Consider the following 16,669-nt stretch of genomic DNA (forward strand, 5'->3'; position numbering starts at 1 on the left):
CCCACTGTTCAGCACGCCACAAATGACGCTAGCGTGGGGTCACCTTTGCACAACGCGGGAGCTCGGAGCACCGGGCTGAGAGGGCGCTGATCACCGTACGCGCAGCACACATGCGTACGGGAAGAGGCTGCGTCGACCGCCGAACCTGTTACCGGGTAATGCCGGCGTAGGGAGATCAGGTCTCATGACCATTCAGGACGCACGCACGCCTGCCGTCAGCCAGGACGCCGACGGCCAGACCGAGCGCCAGCCGGGCTGGCACAAGGGCTACGTGGCGGGCTCCCGCCCCGACATCCGGGTGCCGGTCCGCCAGGTCCACCTCACCAACGGCAAGGACGTGACGCTCTACGACACGTCCGGGCCGTACACCGACCCGCAGATCGAGACCGACGTGCGGCGCGGCCTGCCGCCGCTGCGGGAGAACTGGATCATCGGCCGAGGCGACACAGAGGAGTACGCGGGCCGCCCCGTGCGCCCCGAGGACGACGGCATCAAGCACACTTCGCCGCGCGGTGGCCTCAAGAACCTCGACGCGGTCTTCCCGGGCCGCCCCCGCCAGCCCCGCCGCGGCCGTGACGGCGCCGCCGTCACGCAGCTCGCGTACGCCCGCCGCGGCGAGATCACCCCGGAGATGGAGTACGTCGCGATCCGCGAGAACGTCTCCCCCGAGGTCGTGCGCGAGGAGATCGCCGCAGGTCGCGCGGTGCTTCCCGCGAACGTGAACCACCCGGAGATCGAGCCGATGATCATCGGCAAGCGGTTCCTGGTGAAGGTCAACGCCAACATCGGCAACTCCGCCGTCACCTCCTCCATCGAGGAGGAGGTCGACAAGATGACCTGGGCGACCAAGTGGGGCGCCGACACGGTCATGGACCTCTCGACCGGCCGCAACATCCACACCACCCGCGAGTGGGTGCTGCGCAACTCCCCCGTGCCGATCGGCACCGTGCCGCTGTACCAGGCGCTCGAGAAGGTCGACGGCCGCGCCGAGGACCTGACCTGGGAGATCTACAAGGACACGGTCATCGAGCAGGCCGAGCAGGGCGTCGACTACATGACGGTCCATGCCGGCGTGCTGCTGCCGTACGTGCCGCTGACCGCCCGCCGCAAGACCGGCATCGTCTCGCGCGGCGGCTCGATCATGGCCGCGTGGTGCCTGGCGCACCACAAGGAGAACTTCCTCTACACAAACTTCGAAGAGCTCTGCGAGATCCTCGCGACGTACGACGTCACGTACTCGCTGGGTGACGGCCTGCGCCCCGGCTCCATCGCGGACGCCAACGACGCGGCGCAGTTCGCGGAGCTGAAGACGCTGGGCGAGCTGAACACGATCGCCAAGCGGCACAACGTGCAGACCATGATCGAGGGCCCGGGCCACGTCCCGATGCACAAGATCAAGGAGAACATCGACCTCCAGCAGGAGATCTGCGAGGAGGCGCCGTTCTACACGCTCGGCCCGCTGACCACGGACGTCGCCCCGGCGTACGACCACATCACCTCGGGCATCGGCGCCGCGATGATCGCCTGGTGGGGCACCGCGATGCTCTGCTACGTCACGCCGAAGGAGCACCTGGGCCTGCCCAACCGTGACGACGTGAAGACCGGCGTCATCACGTACAAGATCGCTGCGCACGCGGCGGACCTGGCCAAGGGCCACCCGGGCGCCCAGGAGTGGGACGACGCCCTGTCGGACGCGCGGTTCGAGTTCCGCTGGGAGGACCAGTTCAACCTGGCCCTCGACCCGGACACGGCCCGCGAGTTCCACGACGAGACGCTCCCGGCCGAGCCCGCCAAGACCGCGCACTTCTGCTCCATGTGCGGTCCGAAGTTCTGCTCGATGAAGATCTCCCAGGACATCCGCCGTGAGCACGGCGGCGACCTGAAGGCCGATGAGATCGAGGCGGGGATGGCGGAGAAGTCCGCCGAGTTCGCGGCGAGCGGCAACCGGGTGTACCTCCCGCTGGCGGACTGACCCGACCGTCGCGGTGGCGCTGCTCTGGGGAGAAGGAGGGGGCACCCCAGAGCAGCGTCCCGGCACGGAGTGCTTGCGCTGGAGCGCACTCCAACTCCTACAGTGCTGGCCCATGACCATGAGATACCGCAGTCTGGGCGGGACCGGCATAGAGGTCAGCGCGCACTGCCTCGGCACGATGATGTTCGGAGCGGTGGGGAACCCGGATCACGAGGAGTGCGCGCGGATCGTCCACGCCGCGCTCGACCAGGGCATCAACTTCGTCGACACCGCGGACATGTACTCCGCCGGAGAGTCCGAGGAGATCGTCGGCAAGGCGCTCAAGGGACGGCGCGACGATGTCGTGCTCGCCACCAAGGTCCACTTCCGGATGGGGGAAGGGCGCAACCGCAGCGGGAACTCGCGGAGGTGGATCGTGCAGGCCGTCGAGGACAGTCTGCGGCGGCTGGACACCGACTGGATCGACCTCTACCAGGTGCACCGGCCCGACCACTCGACGGACGTCGAGGAGACCCTCTCGGTCCTCGGCGACCTGGTGCGCGCGGGCAAGATCCGGGCCTTCGGCTGCTCCACGTTCCCCGCGGAAGAGATCGTCGAGGCGCACCACGTCGCCGAGCGGCGGGCCCTCCCGCGGTTCCGGACGGAGCAGCCTCCGTATTCGATCCTCGCGCGTGGGGTGGAGGCCGCGGTGCTGCCGGTCGCCCGGAGGTACGGGATGGGCGTACTGACCTGGAGTCCGCTCGCCTCCGGCTTCCTGAGCGGCAAGTACCGGCTCGGAGGGCCCGTCGACCTGGGCTCGGGGAGGGCGGCTCTGACGCCCGCGCGCTTCGACCCGGCGATCCCCGGCAATGTCGCGAAGCTGAAGGCCGTGGAACAGCTCGTCGAGCTCGCCGACGGCATCGGCTGCACCCTGCCCGAGCTGGCCGTCGCCTTCCCGATGGCGCATCCCGCAGTCACCTCGGTGATCATCGGTCCGCGGACCATGGACCAGCTCAACTCGCTGCTCAAGGGGGCCGGACTGGCCCTCGACGACGCGGCGCTCGACCGGATCGACGAGATCGTGCCGCCGGGGACGAACCTGTACCACCCGGACGGCGTGTGGCGCCCGCCGGCTCTGGCCGACACCGCGCAGCGGCGCCGGGCGCCGGGGGACCGGGCCGCGGTCTAGGGGGTGTCCGGCGGATCACGGCCGGGCCCGGGCCGCCTGGCACCCCCTAGACCCCGTGGGACGCGATGTTTCACGTGAAACAGGGACGGACTGCCCACGGCGCGGAGAGCGGAAGCGAGCGGCCCTTATGGCGACTCGGTCTCCGGGCCGCCGAAGTCGGGGCTGGTGAAGTCCGGAGGCGTGTAGCCGGGCCGGGGTCCCTGTGACGAGGATCCCGGACTGGTGAAGTCGGGCCGGGTGTATCCGAGGTTGGGGATGCGCCCGGCCTTGGGTGTGCGGGGGGCCGGATACGCCGGCCCTGCGCTCGGATCGGCCAGTGCGTCCCGCAGGAACGGCAGGATGCCCCGCTCCAGCAGGGCGTGCCGCCAGGCCTCGCGGGCCTGCGCGAGCTCGTCGGATATCGCCCCGCCCTCGTCCTCGGCCACCACCTCGGTCGCGCGGTTGCGGACAGCCGTCACCAGCAGCCCGATCACCGCGAACAGCAGGGAGATCACGGTCAGCCCGCCGAACAGCCAACCCGCCGTCAGCATCGTGTCGGCGAAGGCCGGTTCGGGCTCGATCGCCTTCAGGGTGTAGCCCACCAGGAGGAAGATCAGCATGGCGGCGCCCGCCAGGACCGGCGCGAGCACCGCGACCACGGCGCTGACGCCCGCCCCGTCGTCGTCCTCCTCCTGCCCGGCACTCCTGTCCCCCGCCGCTCCGGGGGCGGACAGAGCGCCGTCGCGTCGTTCCCCGCGGAGTTTCACGTAGTGGTCGTACTCGGCCGCGGCCGCGGCCGTCAGCAGCGCGCTGGCCCCGATCGCCATCGTGCGCAGTTGTTCGGCGTTCAGCCGTTCGCCGAGAGCGGCGAGCTCGGGCCGTTCGTGTGCGGTGCGCAGCGCCTCGTCGAGGAGCCGATCGAACTCGGGTCGGTCTTCGGTCAGCAGGTGCGGAGCGCTGTTCATGTGCATCCCCCGATGCTCCGTGGGGGCCGGTTTGCCCGCGTAGACCCGGGCGCCGGCACAAACGGAGGAGAGCCTGCTACGGATAGGGCGATGGTAGAGCGCCCATGCCACGCGGTGACAGGGGCTTTCCTGAAATTACCCCGCTTCTGATAACCCTCAGTCGCTCAGCGGGAGTTGTACGACCAGCAGTTTGCCGGCCATCGTGACCCCGCCGTCCATGGCGATGGCGAGCCCTTCCGCGTACACGTGCGGGCCGGTCACTGCCTCCGGGCCGCGGGACTCGTCGCCGTCCTCGGTGCCCACCTCGCCCAGCAGGTACGGGATCGGGCTGTGCCCGTGCACGACCCGGCCGCCGCCGTAGGTGTCGAGGAGTTCGCGCACGGCCTGCGGGCCCGTCTCCTCGTCGCGGAAGGCGAACCGCTTGGTGAACTTGCGGAAGAGGTCCCAGGTGATGTCGGCGTCGTTGCGGTTGAGCAGCTCGTGGATGGTGTCGTTGACGTCCTCGATGGAGTCGCCGTAGTCGAGGTACGCGGTGGTGTCGGAGTGCAGCAGCAGGTGCCCGTCCTCCAGCACGGCTGCGTCCAGCCGTGACATCCACTGCAGGTGTACGTCCTCCAGGCGCTCCATGTCGGTGCGCTGGCCGCCGTTGAGGAGCCAGGCGGCCTGGAAGGTGGCGGTGCCGGCGCCCGAGACGACTGGAGTGTCGCCGAACCGCTTGGCGCCGATGAGCAGCAGTTCGTGGTTGCCCATGAGGGCCTTGCAGTAGCCGCCGGAGGCGGCGGCTTCGGCGGACAGCCGCATGACGAGGTCGATGACGCCGATCCCGTCCGGGCCGCGGTCGGTGAAGTCGCCGAGGAACCAGATGCGGGCGTTGCCGGCCGACCAGCGGCGGTCGGTGTCGATGAGGCCCTGGGCCTGGAGTTCGGCGACGAGCTCGTCCAGATAGCCGTGGACGTCGCCGACGACGTACAGCGGTCCCGGACCCGCGGCCGGGGACTCCTGGGGGACGTACTGGACCTGGACGGTGTCGCCCGGCCCACCGAGGCTGATGACCGGCAGATCGCGGTAGGTGGGGGTGTAGCCCTCGTCGGCCTCGTCCTCGTCGGCCGGTCCGCTCGTGGCGGGTGCCTGGCCCACGGGCGGCGGCGGGGGTACGGGAGCGCCCTCCCCGTAGTACGCGGGGTACTTGCCGTACACCGGGGCTTCGTCGGGAAGCGCGCCGGGCACGCCGTACGGGGCGGTCTCGGTGACCGGAACTCGGAAGTCCCGCAGCGTGTCCGTCCGCATCGCGGGTCCCTGACCGGCCCCCTGAGTCATCGACCCCTCCACCACCGTCGCGCTGCCGTACACCTGCGGACCCTCCTGACCTCCGGGGCGGAGGGGCCGTGATGTCGTGCGCCCATCATAGGAATGCGGCTCGCGCTCTGTGACGCACCAGGGGTGGTGAATCCTGGGCGGAACCAATAGTTCCTGCCGCTTACTACCGAAATGGGTGTTTCTGAAATCTTCGGCGGGGCCGTCGGCCCCGCCGGTTTCGCGGTGTGGCGGTCAGTCCTTGGCCGGTGACCGGGGCGGGCTGATGGTCGTACGGGGCTGCCTGCGCTGCGAGGAGGTGCGGACGATCAGCTCGGTCGGGACCACCTGTTCGACCGGACGCCCGGTGTCGACTCCCTCGATGGCGTCGATGAGCAGCTGCACGACGGCGGTGCCGATGCGGCGCGGCTTGAGGGACAGGGTGGTGATGGGCGGTTCGGTGTTGGCGTACACGGTGGACTCGCTGCAGCACACGAGCAGCAGGTCCTCGGGGACGCGCAGGCCGTAGCGCCGGGCAGCGGCGAGCAAGTCGGTCCCGTTGGGGTCGAACAGCCCGTAGACGGCGTCGGGCCGGTCGGGTCGGGCGAGCAGCCGGTCCGCGGCGACGGCGCCCGCGCACGGGTCGTGGGCGGGGTAGGACTCGTAGACGGGGTCCTGGCCGACCCGCTCGCACCAGTTGAGGTAGGCGGTGGTGGAGAGCCGGGTGTAGGTGTCGGTGGTGGTGCCGGTCAGCAGCCCGATGCGGCGGGCGCCGGCGGCGGCGAGGTGGTCGAGCAGGTTGAGTACGGCGGCCTCGTGGTCGTTGTCGACCCAGGCGGTGACGGGGAGGGAGCCGGCCGGACGGCCGTCGGAGACGACGGGGAGGCCTTGGCGGACCAGTTCGCTGACGACGGGATCGTGGTCGGAGGGGTCGATGACGACGGTGCCGTCGAGGGCCACGTTGGACCACACGTCGTGTCGGGAGGTGGCGGGGAGGATGACCAGGGCGTAGCCGCGGGCGAGCGCGGCGGAGGTGGCGGCCCTGGCCATCTCGGCGAAGTATGCGAATTCGGTGAAGGTGAAAGGTTCATCCCCGTACGTCGTCACGGTCAGGCCGATGAGGCCCGACTTGCCGGTACGGAGGGTGCGGGCCGCGGCGGAGGGGCGGTAGCCCAGCCGGTCGGCGACCTCGCGAACGTGGCGGCGGGTGGCGTCCGGCAGCCGTCCCTTGCCATTGAGCGCGTCGGAGACGGTTGTGATCGAGACGCCCGCCGCGGCGGCCACGTCCCTGATGCCGGCCCGGCCCTGTCGGCCGGCGGCCCGCCGGGTGGTCTCGGTCCGGCTCACCTGATGCTTCCCTGCTGCTGTCATGGCGAGCCGATAGTAGGGCTCGGTGGGGTGGGTGGTCCGGGTGCATATGCACGCGTTGACAGGCACGATTCTGCATGGTTCGCCACCACCAATGACCTTGGAAATAAAGGCATTTGCGAGTGGAGAGTAAGCGGGGCGTTTGTCGGCGGGTACGAGCATGCCAAAACGGTGTGGTCTCGGGCCGGTCTCAACTCACCTGTACGAGGGATGCGCGCCACGGCGTGGGCTACCGGCGTGTGCATATATGCGTGCGCTCCCCCGCAATCCCGGCGCTGCCATTTTCGGAAGAGCGGAATCCTCATAAGGTGAGCAGTATTGAGTCGGCGGCGACGTCGTACGGGACGGTCGAGGAGGACCTGCGGTGAGCGAGAAGAGCCCGAAGCTGCGCGCCGAGCTGGACGGCATTCCCACGTACAAGCCCGGGAAGCCCGCTGCTGCGGGCGGGCCCGTCGCGTACAAGCTGTCCTCGAACGAGAACCCGTACCCGCCGCTGTCCGGGGTGCTGGAGACTGCGGTCGCGGCGGCAGGACAGTTCAACCGCTACCCCGACATGGCCTGCACGGGCCTGGTGAACGAGCTCGCCGAGCGGTTCGGGGTGCCGGTGGAGCACATCGCCACCGGCACGGGCTCGGTGGGCGTGGCCCAGCAGCTGGTCCAGTCGACGGCCGGCCCGGGCGACGAGGTCATCTACGCATGGCGGTCCTTCGAGGCCTACCCGATCATCACGCAGATCTCGGGTGCCACGTCCGTGCGGGTCCCGCTGACGGACGGGGACGTGCACGACCTCGACGCGATGTTCGACGCGATCACCGAGCGGACTCGGCTGATCTTCGTCTGCAACCCGAACAACCCCACCGGCACCGCGGTGCGCCGCGCCGAGCTGGTGCGGTTCCTGGACCGGGTGCCCTCGGACATCCTGGTGGTGCTGGACGAGGCGTACCGCGAGTTCGTCCGCGACGTCGAGGTGCCGGACGGCATCGAGCTCTACCGCAACCGCCCGAACGTCTGCGTGCTGCGTACGTTCTCCAAGGCGTACGGGCTGGCCGGCCTGCGCGTCGGCTTCGCGGTGGCGCACGAGCCGGTGGCGGCCGCGCTGCGCAAGACGGCGGTGCCCTTCGGCGTCAGCCAGCTCGCCCAGGACGCGGCGGTCGCCTCGCTGCGCGCCGAAGACGAGCTGATGGGACGCGTCGGGGCGCTGGTGGGAGAGCGTGCGCGGGTCTACAAGACGCTGCTCGGCCAGGGCTGGACCGTGGTGCCGGAGACGCACGCGAACTTCGTGTGGATGCGGCTCGGGGAGCGGACCGCCGAGTTCGCGGCGGCCTGCGAGAAGGCCGGTGTGGTGGTCCGGCCCTTCGCGGGCGAGGGCCTGCGGGTCACGATCGGTGAGACCGAGGCGAACGACCTCTTCCTGCACACGGCGGAGGCGTTCTTCAAGGAGATGTAGCCCTCAGGGACTACGCGAGTTCGCAAGTGCTACGCGAGTTCCACGCGGATCGGGTCGCCGTCGCGGACGGTGGACAGCAGGCGGGGGTCGCCGTCGAACGAGCCGAGCACATTGCACGGACTCGCCAGGCGGCTCTCGCCTCCGCGCGAGATGGGCGTGGGGCCGTAGGGGAGCGCGAGGGCGTCGCCCTCGGTCCAGAACGCGACCGTGCCCGGGTCGACGACCTGCCGGGCGTCGTGCTCGAGCGCCACGGAGACGCCGGTGTCGAAGTAGACCTCCTCGCCCCAGGTGTTGGCGGAGGCGGAGATCGGAAGGGCCTCGGCCAGCGCCTTGCTGGTCAGGGTCTCGTCCAGGGTTGCCGTGAGCTGGCCCGCGGGCCAGGAGATTCGAATCCTCATGAGCGACATTCAACAATCTGTTGAATGTCTTGGCCAGGGGGACCCCGCCTGAAAGGCGCCGGGAGCGGTACGACATAATGCTTGTGAATGTGAACGCGTTCACAAGCGCGCCCTGCTTCGTCCTGAAATGGGTAGGGCACGCCAGACAAACTGCGGCAGTGACCACGGCGCACCGAAGGAGACGACGACGTGGACGTAGCTTTGGCGCCAGAGACGTTGGCGCGCTGGCAGTTCGGCATCACCACCGTCTACCACTTCCTCTTCGTCCCGCTGACGATCTCTCTCGCCGCGCTCACGGCGGGTCTCCAGACCGCCTGGGCGCGCTCGGGGAAAGAGAAGTACCTCAGAGCCACCAAGTTCTGGGGCAAGCTTTTCCTGATCAATATCGCCATGGGTGTCGTCACGGGCATCGTGCAGGAGTTCCAGTTCGGCATGAACTGGTCCGACTACTCGCGCTTCGTCGGTGACATCTTCGGGGCCCCGCTGGCCTTCGAGGCGCTCATCGCCTTCTTCTTCGAGTCGACCTTCATCGGCCTGTGGATCTTCGGCTGGGACAAGCTGCCGAAGAAGATCCACCTGGCCTGCATCTGGATGGTCTCGATCGGCACCATCCTCTCCGCGTACTTCATCCTCGCGGCCAATTCCTGGATGCAGCACCCGGTCGGCTACCGGATCAACGAGGAGCGGGGCCGGGCCGAGCTCACCGACTTCTGGCTGGTCCTCACCCAGAACACCGCGCTGACCCAGTTCTTCCACACCATTACGGCGGCCTTCCTGGTCGGCGGCGCCTTCATGGTCGGCATCTCCGCCTTCCACCTGGCCCGCAAGAAGCACATCCCCGTGATGCGGACCTCGCTGCGGCTCGGCCTGGTCACCCTGATCATCGCCGGCATGGGCACCGCCATCAGCGGTGACCTGCTCGGAAAGGTGATGTTCAAGCAGCAGCCGATGAAGATGGCCGCCGCGGAAGCGCTCTGGGACGGCGAGGCGCCCGCGCCCTTCTCCGTCTTCGCCTACGGAGACGTCGAAAAGGGCCACAACAAGGTCGCGATAGAGATCCCGGGCCTGCTGTCCTTCCTGGCCAATGACGACTTCACCTCCTTCGTCCCCGGCATCAACGACGTCAACAAGGCCGAGCAGGAGAAGTTCGGGCCCGGCGACTACCGGCCCAACATCCCGGTCGCCTACTGGGGCTTCCGCTGGATGATCGGCTTCGGGATGGCCTCCCTCGGCATCGGAGTGCTGGGGCTCTGGCTCACCCGCAAGAAGTTCATGCTGCCGCCGTCCTTGCGTACCGGCGAGGACGAGGTCCCGCACCTGGTCCTCTTCAAGAAGGCGCTGAGCCCCCGGTTCACCACGTGGTACTGGATCGTCGCCCTCTGGACCATGGGCTTCCCGCTCATCGCCAACTCATGGGGCTGGATCTTCACCGAGATGGGCCGCCAGCCCTGGGTGGTCTACGGAGTCCTGCGCACCCGCGATGCGGTCTCGCCCCACGTCTCCCAGGGCGAGGTGCTCACCTCGATGATCGGCTTCACGCTCCTGTACGCCGTGCTCGCGGTGATCGAGGTCAGGCTGCTGGTGAAGTACGTCAAGCTCGGCCCGCCCGAGCTCACCGAGGCCGACCTGAACCCGCCCACCAAGATCGGCGGGGACGACAAGAACCCCGACCGGCCGATGGCCTTCTCCTACTGAGGCTGAGGGGACCACACCATGCAACTCCATGACGTCTGGTTCGTGCTCATCGCCGTCCTGTGGACCGGCTACTTCTTCCTGGAGGGCTTCGACTTCGGAGTCGGCGTACTGACCAAGCTGCTCGCCCGCGACCGCACGGAGAAGCGGGTCCTGATCAACACGATCGGGCCCGTGTGGGACGGCAACGAGGTCTGGCTGCTCACCGCCGGCGGTGCCACCTTCGCCGCCTTCCCCGAGTGGTACGCCACCCTCTTCTCCGGGTTCTACCTGCCGCTCCTGGTCATCCTGATCTGCCTGATCGTCCGCGGTGTGGCCTTCGAGTACCGGCACAAGCGGGACGAGGACAGATGGCAGACCAACTGGGAACACGCGATCTTCTGGACCTCGCTGATCCCCGCGTTCCTGTGGGGCGTGGCTTTCGCCAACATCGTGCGCGGCGTGAAGATCGACGAGCACAAGGAGTACGTCGGCAGCCTCTTCGACCTGCTCAACGTCTACTCCCTGCTCGGCGGCCTCGTCACCCTCACCCTCTTCACCTTCCACGGAGCGGTGTTCACCTCGCTCAAGACGGTCGGGGACATCCGGGAGCGCTCGCGCACTCTGGCGACCCGGCTGGGTGCGGTCACCGCCGTGCTGGCCCTCGTCTTCCTGATCTGGACCCAGGTCTCGCGCGGTGACGGAAAGAGCCTGATCGCCATGGCCGTCGCGGTCGCGGCACTGGTCGGAGCCCTCGCCTTCAACCTGGCGGGTCGCGAGGGATGGTCGTTCGCCCTGTCCGGGATCACCATCGCGGCCGCGGTCGCGATGCTCTTCCTGACGCTCTTCCCGAACGTGATGCCCTCCTCGCTGAACGACGCCTGGAACCTCACGGTCACCAACGCCTCGTCCAGCCCGTACACCCTGAAGATCATGACCTGGTGTGCGGGAGTGGCCACACCGCTCGTCCTGCTCTACCAGGGCTGGACGTACTGGGTGTTCCGCAAGCGGATCGGCACGCAGCACATCGTCGATGCGCACTGATCCCTGACCCTTCTGCCTGACCCTGCTCTGGGGGATGTTTCACGTGAAACCGATCGACCCGCGCCTGCTTCGGTACGCCCGCTCCACCCGCCTCTTCCTGGCGGCCGTGGTGGCCCTGGGACTTGCCGGGGCGGGGCTGGTCGTCGGTCAGGCGATGCTGATCGCCGAGATCGTGGTCGGCGCCTTCGAGCAGGGACTGGACGGCGAGGCGCTGCGGACGCCGCTGCTTCTGCTCGCGGCAGTGGCCCTGGGCCGAGGCCTGCTCGCCTGGCTCACGGAGCTCGCTGCCCACCGGGCCAGTGCGGCGGTCAAGTCGCAGCTGCGGGGCCGGCTGCTGGACCGGGCCGCGGATCTGGGGCCCGGCTGGCTGAGCGGCCAGAGGACGGGGTCGCTGGTGGCGCTGGCCACCCGGGGCGTCGATGCCCTCGACGACTACTTCTCCCGCTATCTGCCCCAGCTGGGCCTCGCGGTGGTCGTCCCGGTGGCGGTCCTCGCCCGGATCGTCACCGAGGACTGGGTGTCGGCTGCGATCATCGTGGTCACGCTGCCGCTGATTCCGCTGTTCATGGTGCTGATCGGCATGGCCACCCAGTCCCGGATGGACCGCCAGTGGCGGCTGCTGTCCCGGCTGTCGGGTCACTTCCTGGACGTGGTGGCCGGGCTGCCGACGCTGAAGGTCTTCGGCCGGGCCAAGGCGCAGGCCGAGTCGATCCGCAAGATCACCGATGACTACCGTCAGGCGACGGTGCGGACCCTGCGCATCGCCTTCCTCTCGTCTTTCGCACTGGAGTTGCTGGCCACGCTCTCGGTGGCGCTGGTGGCCGTGACCATCGGCATGCGGCTGGTCCACGGGGACCTCGATCTGTACACCGGGCTGGTCATCCTGATCCTGGCGCCCGAGGCGTATCTGCCGTTGCGCCAGGTCGGGGCGCAGTACCACGCGGCCGCCGAGGGACTGGCGGCCGCCGAGGAGATCTTCGAGGTGCTCCAGACCCCGGTCGCCGCCTCGGGCGGCGTGGCCCCGGTGCCGGCCGCGGGGCTGCGGATCGAGATCGACGGGGTCGCCGTCCGCTACGAGGGCCGCGGCGAGGACTCGCCGGGACCGGTCTCGCTGGCGGTCGGACCCGGGGAGTGCGTCGCCCTCACCGGGCCGAGCGGGGCGGGCAAGTCCACACTGCTCCAGGTGCTGCTGGGCTTTGTGGCGCCGGCCGCGGGGCGGGTGCGGGTCGCGGGCGTGGACCTCGCCTCGCTGTCGCTCGAGGAGTGGCGGGAGCGGATCGCGTGGGTGCCACAGCGGCCGCACCTGTTCGCCGGGACGATCGCGCAGAACGTACGGCTCGCGCGGCCGGATGCTTCCGCGGACGCGGTGTCCGAGGCGCTGAAGGACGCCGGGGCATGGGAGTTCGTGGCCGCGCTGCCGCGCGGCATCGACACGGAGCTCGGGGAAGGCGGAGTCGGGCTGTCCGCCGGACAGCGTCAGCGGCTGGCGCTGGCGCGGGCGTTCCTCGCGGACCGGCCGGTGCTGCTGCTCGACGAGCCGACCGCAGCGCTTGACGGGGAGACCGAGGCGGCCGTGGTCGACGCGGTACGACGCCTCGCGGTGGGGCGCACCGTGCTGCTGGTCGTCCACCGGCCGGCGCTGCTGGCCGTGGCCGACCGCGTGGTGCCGGTGGGCTCTGCGGGGCTCCTGACATCTGTTTCCCCTGCCCGGCCGGGGGCGGCGCCCGGGACGTCCGGCGGCCTCGGCGGGGAGCGCAAGGGGCCGTCCGGCCCCGGGGAGTGGATTCTCGGCAGCGCCCCCGAGCGGGCGGCCAAGGCTGCCGGGGCCGACTCGGGCGGGGGCGATCCGCTCCGGCGGGTGCGCGCGGTGGCCAAGGCCTGGCAGGGGCGGTTCCGGCTCGGTCTGCTGCTCGGGGCGCTGGCCGTCGGGTGCAGTGTCGGGCTGATGGCCGTCTCCGGATGGCTCATCTCGCGGGCCTCGGAACAACCGCCGGTGCTCTACCTGATGGTGGCCGTCACGGCCACCCGGACCTTCGGGATCGGGCGGGCCGTCTTCCGGTACGCGGAGCGGATCGTCTCCCACGACGCAGTACTGCGGATGCTCGCAGACCTGCGGGTGTCGGTGTTCCGGCGGCTGGAGCGCATCGCGCCCGCCGGGCTGCGGGAGCAGCGGCGGGGAGACCTGCTGGCCCGCCTGGTGGCCGACGCCGACGCCCTCCAGGACTACTGGCTGCGTTGGCTGCTGCCGGTCGGCACCGCGGTACTCGTCGGCACCGGATCGGTCGCCTTCACCGCCTGGCTGCTGCCCGGGGCAGGGGTGGCACTCGCCGCCGGGCTGCTCGCCGCCGGGGTCGGGGTGCCGCTGGTCAGCGGGGCCTGCGCCCGGCGTGCGGAGCGGCGGCTGGCGCCGGCCCGGGGAGAGCTCGCCACGCGGGTGGCGGATCTGCTGACCGGGACCGCCGAGCTGACCGTCGCCGGCGCACTGGCCGGACGCAAGGACGCCGCGAAGGAGAGCGACCGGACACTGACCGCCATCGCCGCACGGGGAGCCGCCGCCACCGGGCTCGGGAGCGGGCTCTCCGCCCTCGTGTGCGGGCTGACCGTGGTGGTCGCCGCGGCCGTGGCCGCGAACGCCGTCCACGACGGCCGGCTGTCCGGGGTGGCCATGGCCGTTGCCGTGCTGACCCCGCTCGCCGCCTTCGAGGCGGTCAACGGCCTTCCGCAGGCCGTCCAGTACCGCCAGCGGGTACGCCGCAGCGCCGAGCGGATCTACGAGGTCATCGACGCTCCCGTCCCGGTCGCCGAGCCGGAGCGGCCGGCCGAGGCACCCGCCTCCCCGTTCCCGCTGCGGCTCACCGGACTCGCCGCCCGGCATCCCGGGCAGGAGCACGACGCGCTGCACGGGCTGGACCTGACCCTGGAGGCGGGCCGGCGGATCGCCGTCGTCGGCTCCTCGGGTGCGGGCAAGACCTCGCTGGCCCAGGTCCTGCTGCGGTTCCTGGACCCGCACGAAGGCTCGTACACCCTGGGCGGGACCGATGCGCGCACGCTCGACAGCGACGAGGTGCGCCGGATGGTGGGCCTGTGCGCCCAGGACGCGCACCTCTTCGACAGCTCGGTGCGGGAGAACCTGCGGCTGGCCAGGACCGGAGCGAGCGAGGAGCAGCTGAGGCAGGCCCTGGCGGCGGCCCGGCTGCTCGAATGGGCCGACGGCCTCCCCGACGGGCTGGACACCCTGATCGGCGAGCACGGCGAGCGGATCTCCGGCGGCCAGCGCCAGCGCCTTGCCCTGGCCAGGGCACTGCTCGCCGACTTCCCCGTCCTCGTCCTCGACGAGCCGGCCGAGCACCTGGACCTGGCGACCGCGGACGCACTGACGGCGGACCTGCTCGCCGCGACCGAGGGCCGCACCACTGTGCTGATCACGCACCGGCTGGCCGGCCTGGAGGCGGTCGACGAGGTGCTCGTACTGGATCGGGGAGCGGTCGTGCAGCGCGGCACGTACGCGGAGCTGTCCGCAGCCGAGGGCCCGCTGCAGAACTTGCTGGAGCGGGAGCGGGCGGCCGACGGGGCCCTGGCCGGCTTTCCCCGGTAAAAGGGACTAACTAGTCTCAAGGGCATGTCAGTGCAGGAGTCGCAGGAACCGCCGGAGTCACCATCCGGAACACCTGACCCACTGGAGGCAGCCACCCAGGCCACCCGGAGTCTGCAGGGCCTCTCCACCGAGCTCACTGCCCGGGTGCCGCAACTGCTGGAGGCCATGCGCTCGGTCGGCACCGGCCTCGAACTGCACTCCACTCTCGACCGCATCTGCGAGACCGCGGCCGAGCTCGCCGACGCCCGGTACGCGGCGATCGGCGTCGTCGACACCGAGGGCCGCGGGCTGTCGGACTTCGTCACCTTCGGCATCAACGCCGAGCTGGCGAGGGAGATCGGGCACCGGCCGGACGGGAAACGGGGCCTGCTCGGCGCGCTGATCTCGCACCCCGACACGGTGAGGCTCTCCGATCTGACGAAGGATCCGCGCTCGGCCGGGTTCCCTCCGCACCACCCGCCCATGAAGACCTTCCTCGGCGTCCCGATCCGGGTGCAGGGGGAGAACTTCGGCAACCTGTACCTCGCCGAGAAGAACGGCGGCGGCCAGTTCAACGACTACGACGTTCACATGGTCCGGGTCCTGGCCACCGAGGCGGGGATCGCCATCGGCAACGCCCGGCTGTACGAGGCCGCCACCCAGCGGGAGCGGTGGATCGACGGCTCGGTGGCCGTGACGACCGCTCTGCTCTCGGGCGGGGACGCGGACGACGCCCTGGCGGTGGTGGCCGAGCAGGCCCGCCATCTGGCGGACTCCGCCGCCGGGATCGTGATGCTGCCGGCCGAGGAGGGCGGGATGGAGATCGTCGCCGTCTCCGCCGGGCATCCGGCCACCTCGCTGGGCCTGGTGATCCCGGCCGAGAGCCCGGTGGTGGCCAAGCTGCTCCAGGGCGAGCCGGTCTTCGTGGACGACGCCGCCTCCGACCCCCGCACGAGCAGTCGGCTGACCAGCCAGTACGGGCCCTGCATGATGCTGCCGCTGCACAGTGGCGGTCGGGTGCTGGGCGCACTGGTGGCCCTGCGGGCCTGCGGAAAAAGGCCGTTCAGCGAGTCTGAGCGGACCCTGGCCACCCAGTTCGCCTCCCAGGCGGCGCTCGCGCTGATGATGGCCGAGGCGCAGCGCGACCGGGAGCGGCTCGCGGTGTTCGAGGACCGTGACCGGATCGCCCGGGACCTGCACGACCTGGTCATCCAGCGGCTGTTCGCCACCGGGATGATGCTGGAGGGCGCCCAGCGGCGGTCCGTCGTACCCGAGGTCGTCGACGGCGTCGGCAAGGCCGTGGACGAGCTGGACGTGACGATCCAGGAGATCCGCACCGCGATCTTCGCGCTCCAGCAGGGACCTGCCGAGGCTCCGTCGGGGCTGCGCACCCGGGTCCTGCGAGAGATCAACATGGCCGCGGTGCCGTTGGGTTTCAAGCCGGCGCACCGGTTCCTCGGCCCGATCGACGCGGTGGTCGGCGAGCTGGTGGGCAAGAACCTGATCGCTGCGCTGCGCGAGGCCCTGTCGAATGCCTTCCGGCATGCGGAGGCGTCGCGGATCGAGGTGGTCGTGGACTGCACCGCCACGCTGGCCGACGGGAGGCCCGGGGTGCGGCTGGAGGTCGCCGACGACGGAGTCGGCATTGCCGAGGGCGGCCGGCGCAGCGGGCTGCGGAATCTGCGCCGGCGGGCCGAGTCGCTGGGCGGGTCGAGCTCGTACGGCCCCGGCATCGCAGACGACGGCAGCGGGACCACCCTGGTGTGGGAGGCCCCGCTCTGACCAGCCCT

Annotated in this window: 11 protein-coding genes and 1 riboswitch; of the genes, 7 read left to right on the plus strand and 4 right to left on the minus strand. The window is 70.4% G+C overall.

The genetic code is table 11. The annotated features are described in order from the left end of the window. The first annotated feature begins 44 nt into the window (after window positions 1–44). A riboswitch (TPP riboswitch) is annotated at window positions 45–190 on the plus strand. Further along, a complete protein-coding gene (gene thiC / locus AB0I68_RS27150) occupies window positions 185–1,972 on the plus strand; it encodes a phosphomethylpyrimidine synthase ThiC (RefSeq protein WP_030292556.1) in 1,788 nt (595 codons plus the stop codon). (Overlaps the previous riboswitch by 6 nt.) Window positions 1,973–2,090: 118 nt before the next feature. Continuing rightward, the gene (locus AB0I68_RS27155; RefSeq protein ID WP_363180067.1) at window positions 2,091–3,140 is read left to right on the plus strand and encodes an aldo/keto reductase; all 1,050 of its coding nucleotides are present in this window, start codon (window positions 2,091–2,093) and stop codon (window positions 3,138–3,140) included. Window positions 3,141–3,265: 125 nt separating this feature from the next. Here the strand turns inward: AB0I68_RS27155 and AB0I68_RS27160 are convergent, their stop codons facing one another. The 3 genes from AB0I68_RS27160 to AB0I68_RS27170 form a co-directional block, all read right to left on the minus strand. Continuing rightward, window positions 3,266–4,090: a hypothetical protein gene (locus tag AB0I68_RS27160; protein WP_363179992.1), complete on the minus strand. Its 825-nt coding sequence runs from the start codon at window positions 4,088–4,090 to the stop codon at window positions 3,266–3,268. Between the two features lie 150 nt (window positions 4,091–4,240). Continuing rightward, window positions 4,241–5,416 carry a metallophosphoesterase gene (locus tag AB0I68_RS27165; RefSeq protein ID WP_363180068.1) on the minus strand — a complete coding sequence of 392 codons (1,176 nt, stop codon included), beginning with the start codon at window positions 5,414–5,416 and terminating at the stop codon, window positions 4,241–4,243. Window positions 5,417–5,632: 216 nt separating this feature from the next. Then, window positions 5,633–6,748, minus strand: a complete 1,116-nt coding sequence (locus tag AB0I68_RS27170) for a LacI family DNA-binding transcriptional regulator (RefSeq protein ID WP_363179993.1) — start codon at window positions 6,746–6,748, stop codon at window positions 5,633–5,635. A 361-nt stretch (window positions 6,749–7,109) separates the two neighbouring features. Here AB0I68_RS27170 and hisC point away from each other — a divergent pair, with 361 nt between their 5' ends. Beyond that, a complete protein-coding gene (gene hisC / locus AB0I68_RS27175; protein WP_363179994.1) occupies window positions 7,110–8,192 on the plus strand; it encodes a histidinol-phosphate transaminase in 1,083 nt (360 codons plus the stop codon). Window positions 8,193–8,221: 29 nt separating this feature from the next. Here the strand turns inward: hisC and AB0I68_RS27180 are convergent, their stop codons facing one another. After that, window positions 8,222–8,590 (minus strand): cyclophilin-like fold protein, encoded by a 369-nt coding sequence (locus AB0I68_RS27180; RefSeq protein ID WP_363179995.1) that lies wholly within the window; start codon window positions 8,588–8,590, stop codon window positions 8,222–8,224. A 189-nt stretch (window positions 8,591–8,779) separates the two neighbouring features. On the opposite strand from AB0I68_RS27180, the gene AB0I68_RS27185 reads away from it, so the two are divergent. From AB0I68_RS27185 to AB0I68_RS27200, 4 genes are read left to right on the plus strand one after another with little or no spacing between them, the layout of a single operon-like run. Further along, window positions 8,780–10,285, plus strand: a complete 1,506-nt coding sequence (locus tag AB0I68_RS27185) for a cytochrome ubiquinol oxidase subunit I (RefSeq protein WP_363179996.1) — start codon at window positions 8,780–8,782, stop codon at window positions 10,283–10,285. Between the two features lie 18 nt (window positions 10,286–10,303). Then, window positions 10,304–11,305, plus strand: a complete 1,002-nt coding sequence (cydB, locus tag AB0I68_RS27190) for a cytochrome d ubiquinol oxidase subunit II (RefSeq protein ID WP_363179997.1) — start codon at window positions 10,304–10,306, stop codon at window positions 11,303–11,305. 43 nt (window positions 11,306–11,348) lie between these two features. After that, window positions 11,349–14,900, plus strand: coding sequence for a thiol reductant ABC exporter subunit CydD (cydD, locus tag AB0I68_RS27195; RefSeq protein WP_363179998.1), 3,552 nt, complete (start codon window positions 11,349–11,351; stop codon window positions 14,898–14,900). 24 nt (window positions 14,901–14,924) lie between these two features. After that, a complete protein-coding gene (locus tag AB0I68_RS27200) occupies window positions 14,925–16,661 on the plus strand; it encodes a GAF domain-containing protein (protein ID WP_363179999.1) in 1,737 nt (578 codons plus the stop codon). The last annotated feature ends 8 nt before the right edge of the window (window positions 16,662–16,669 follow it).

This window comes from Streptomyces sp. NPDC050448 (assembly GCF_040655295.1).
Classification (GTDB): Bacteria; Actinomycetota; Actinomycetes; order Streptomycetales; family Streptomycetaceae; genus Streptomyces.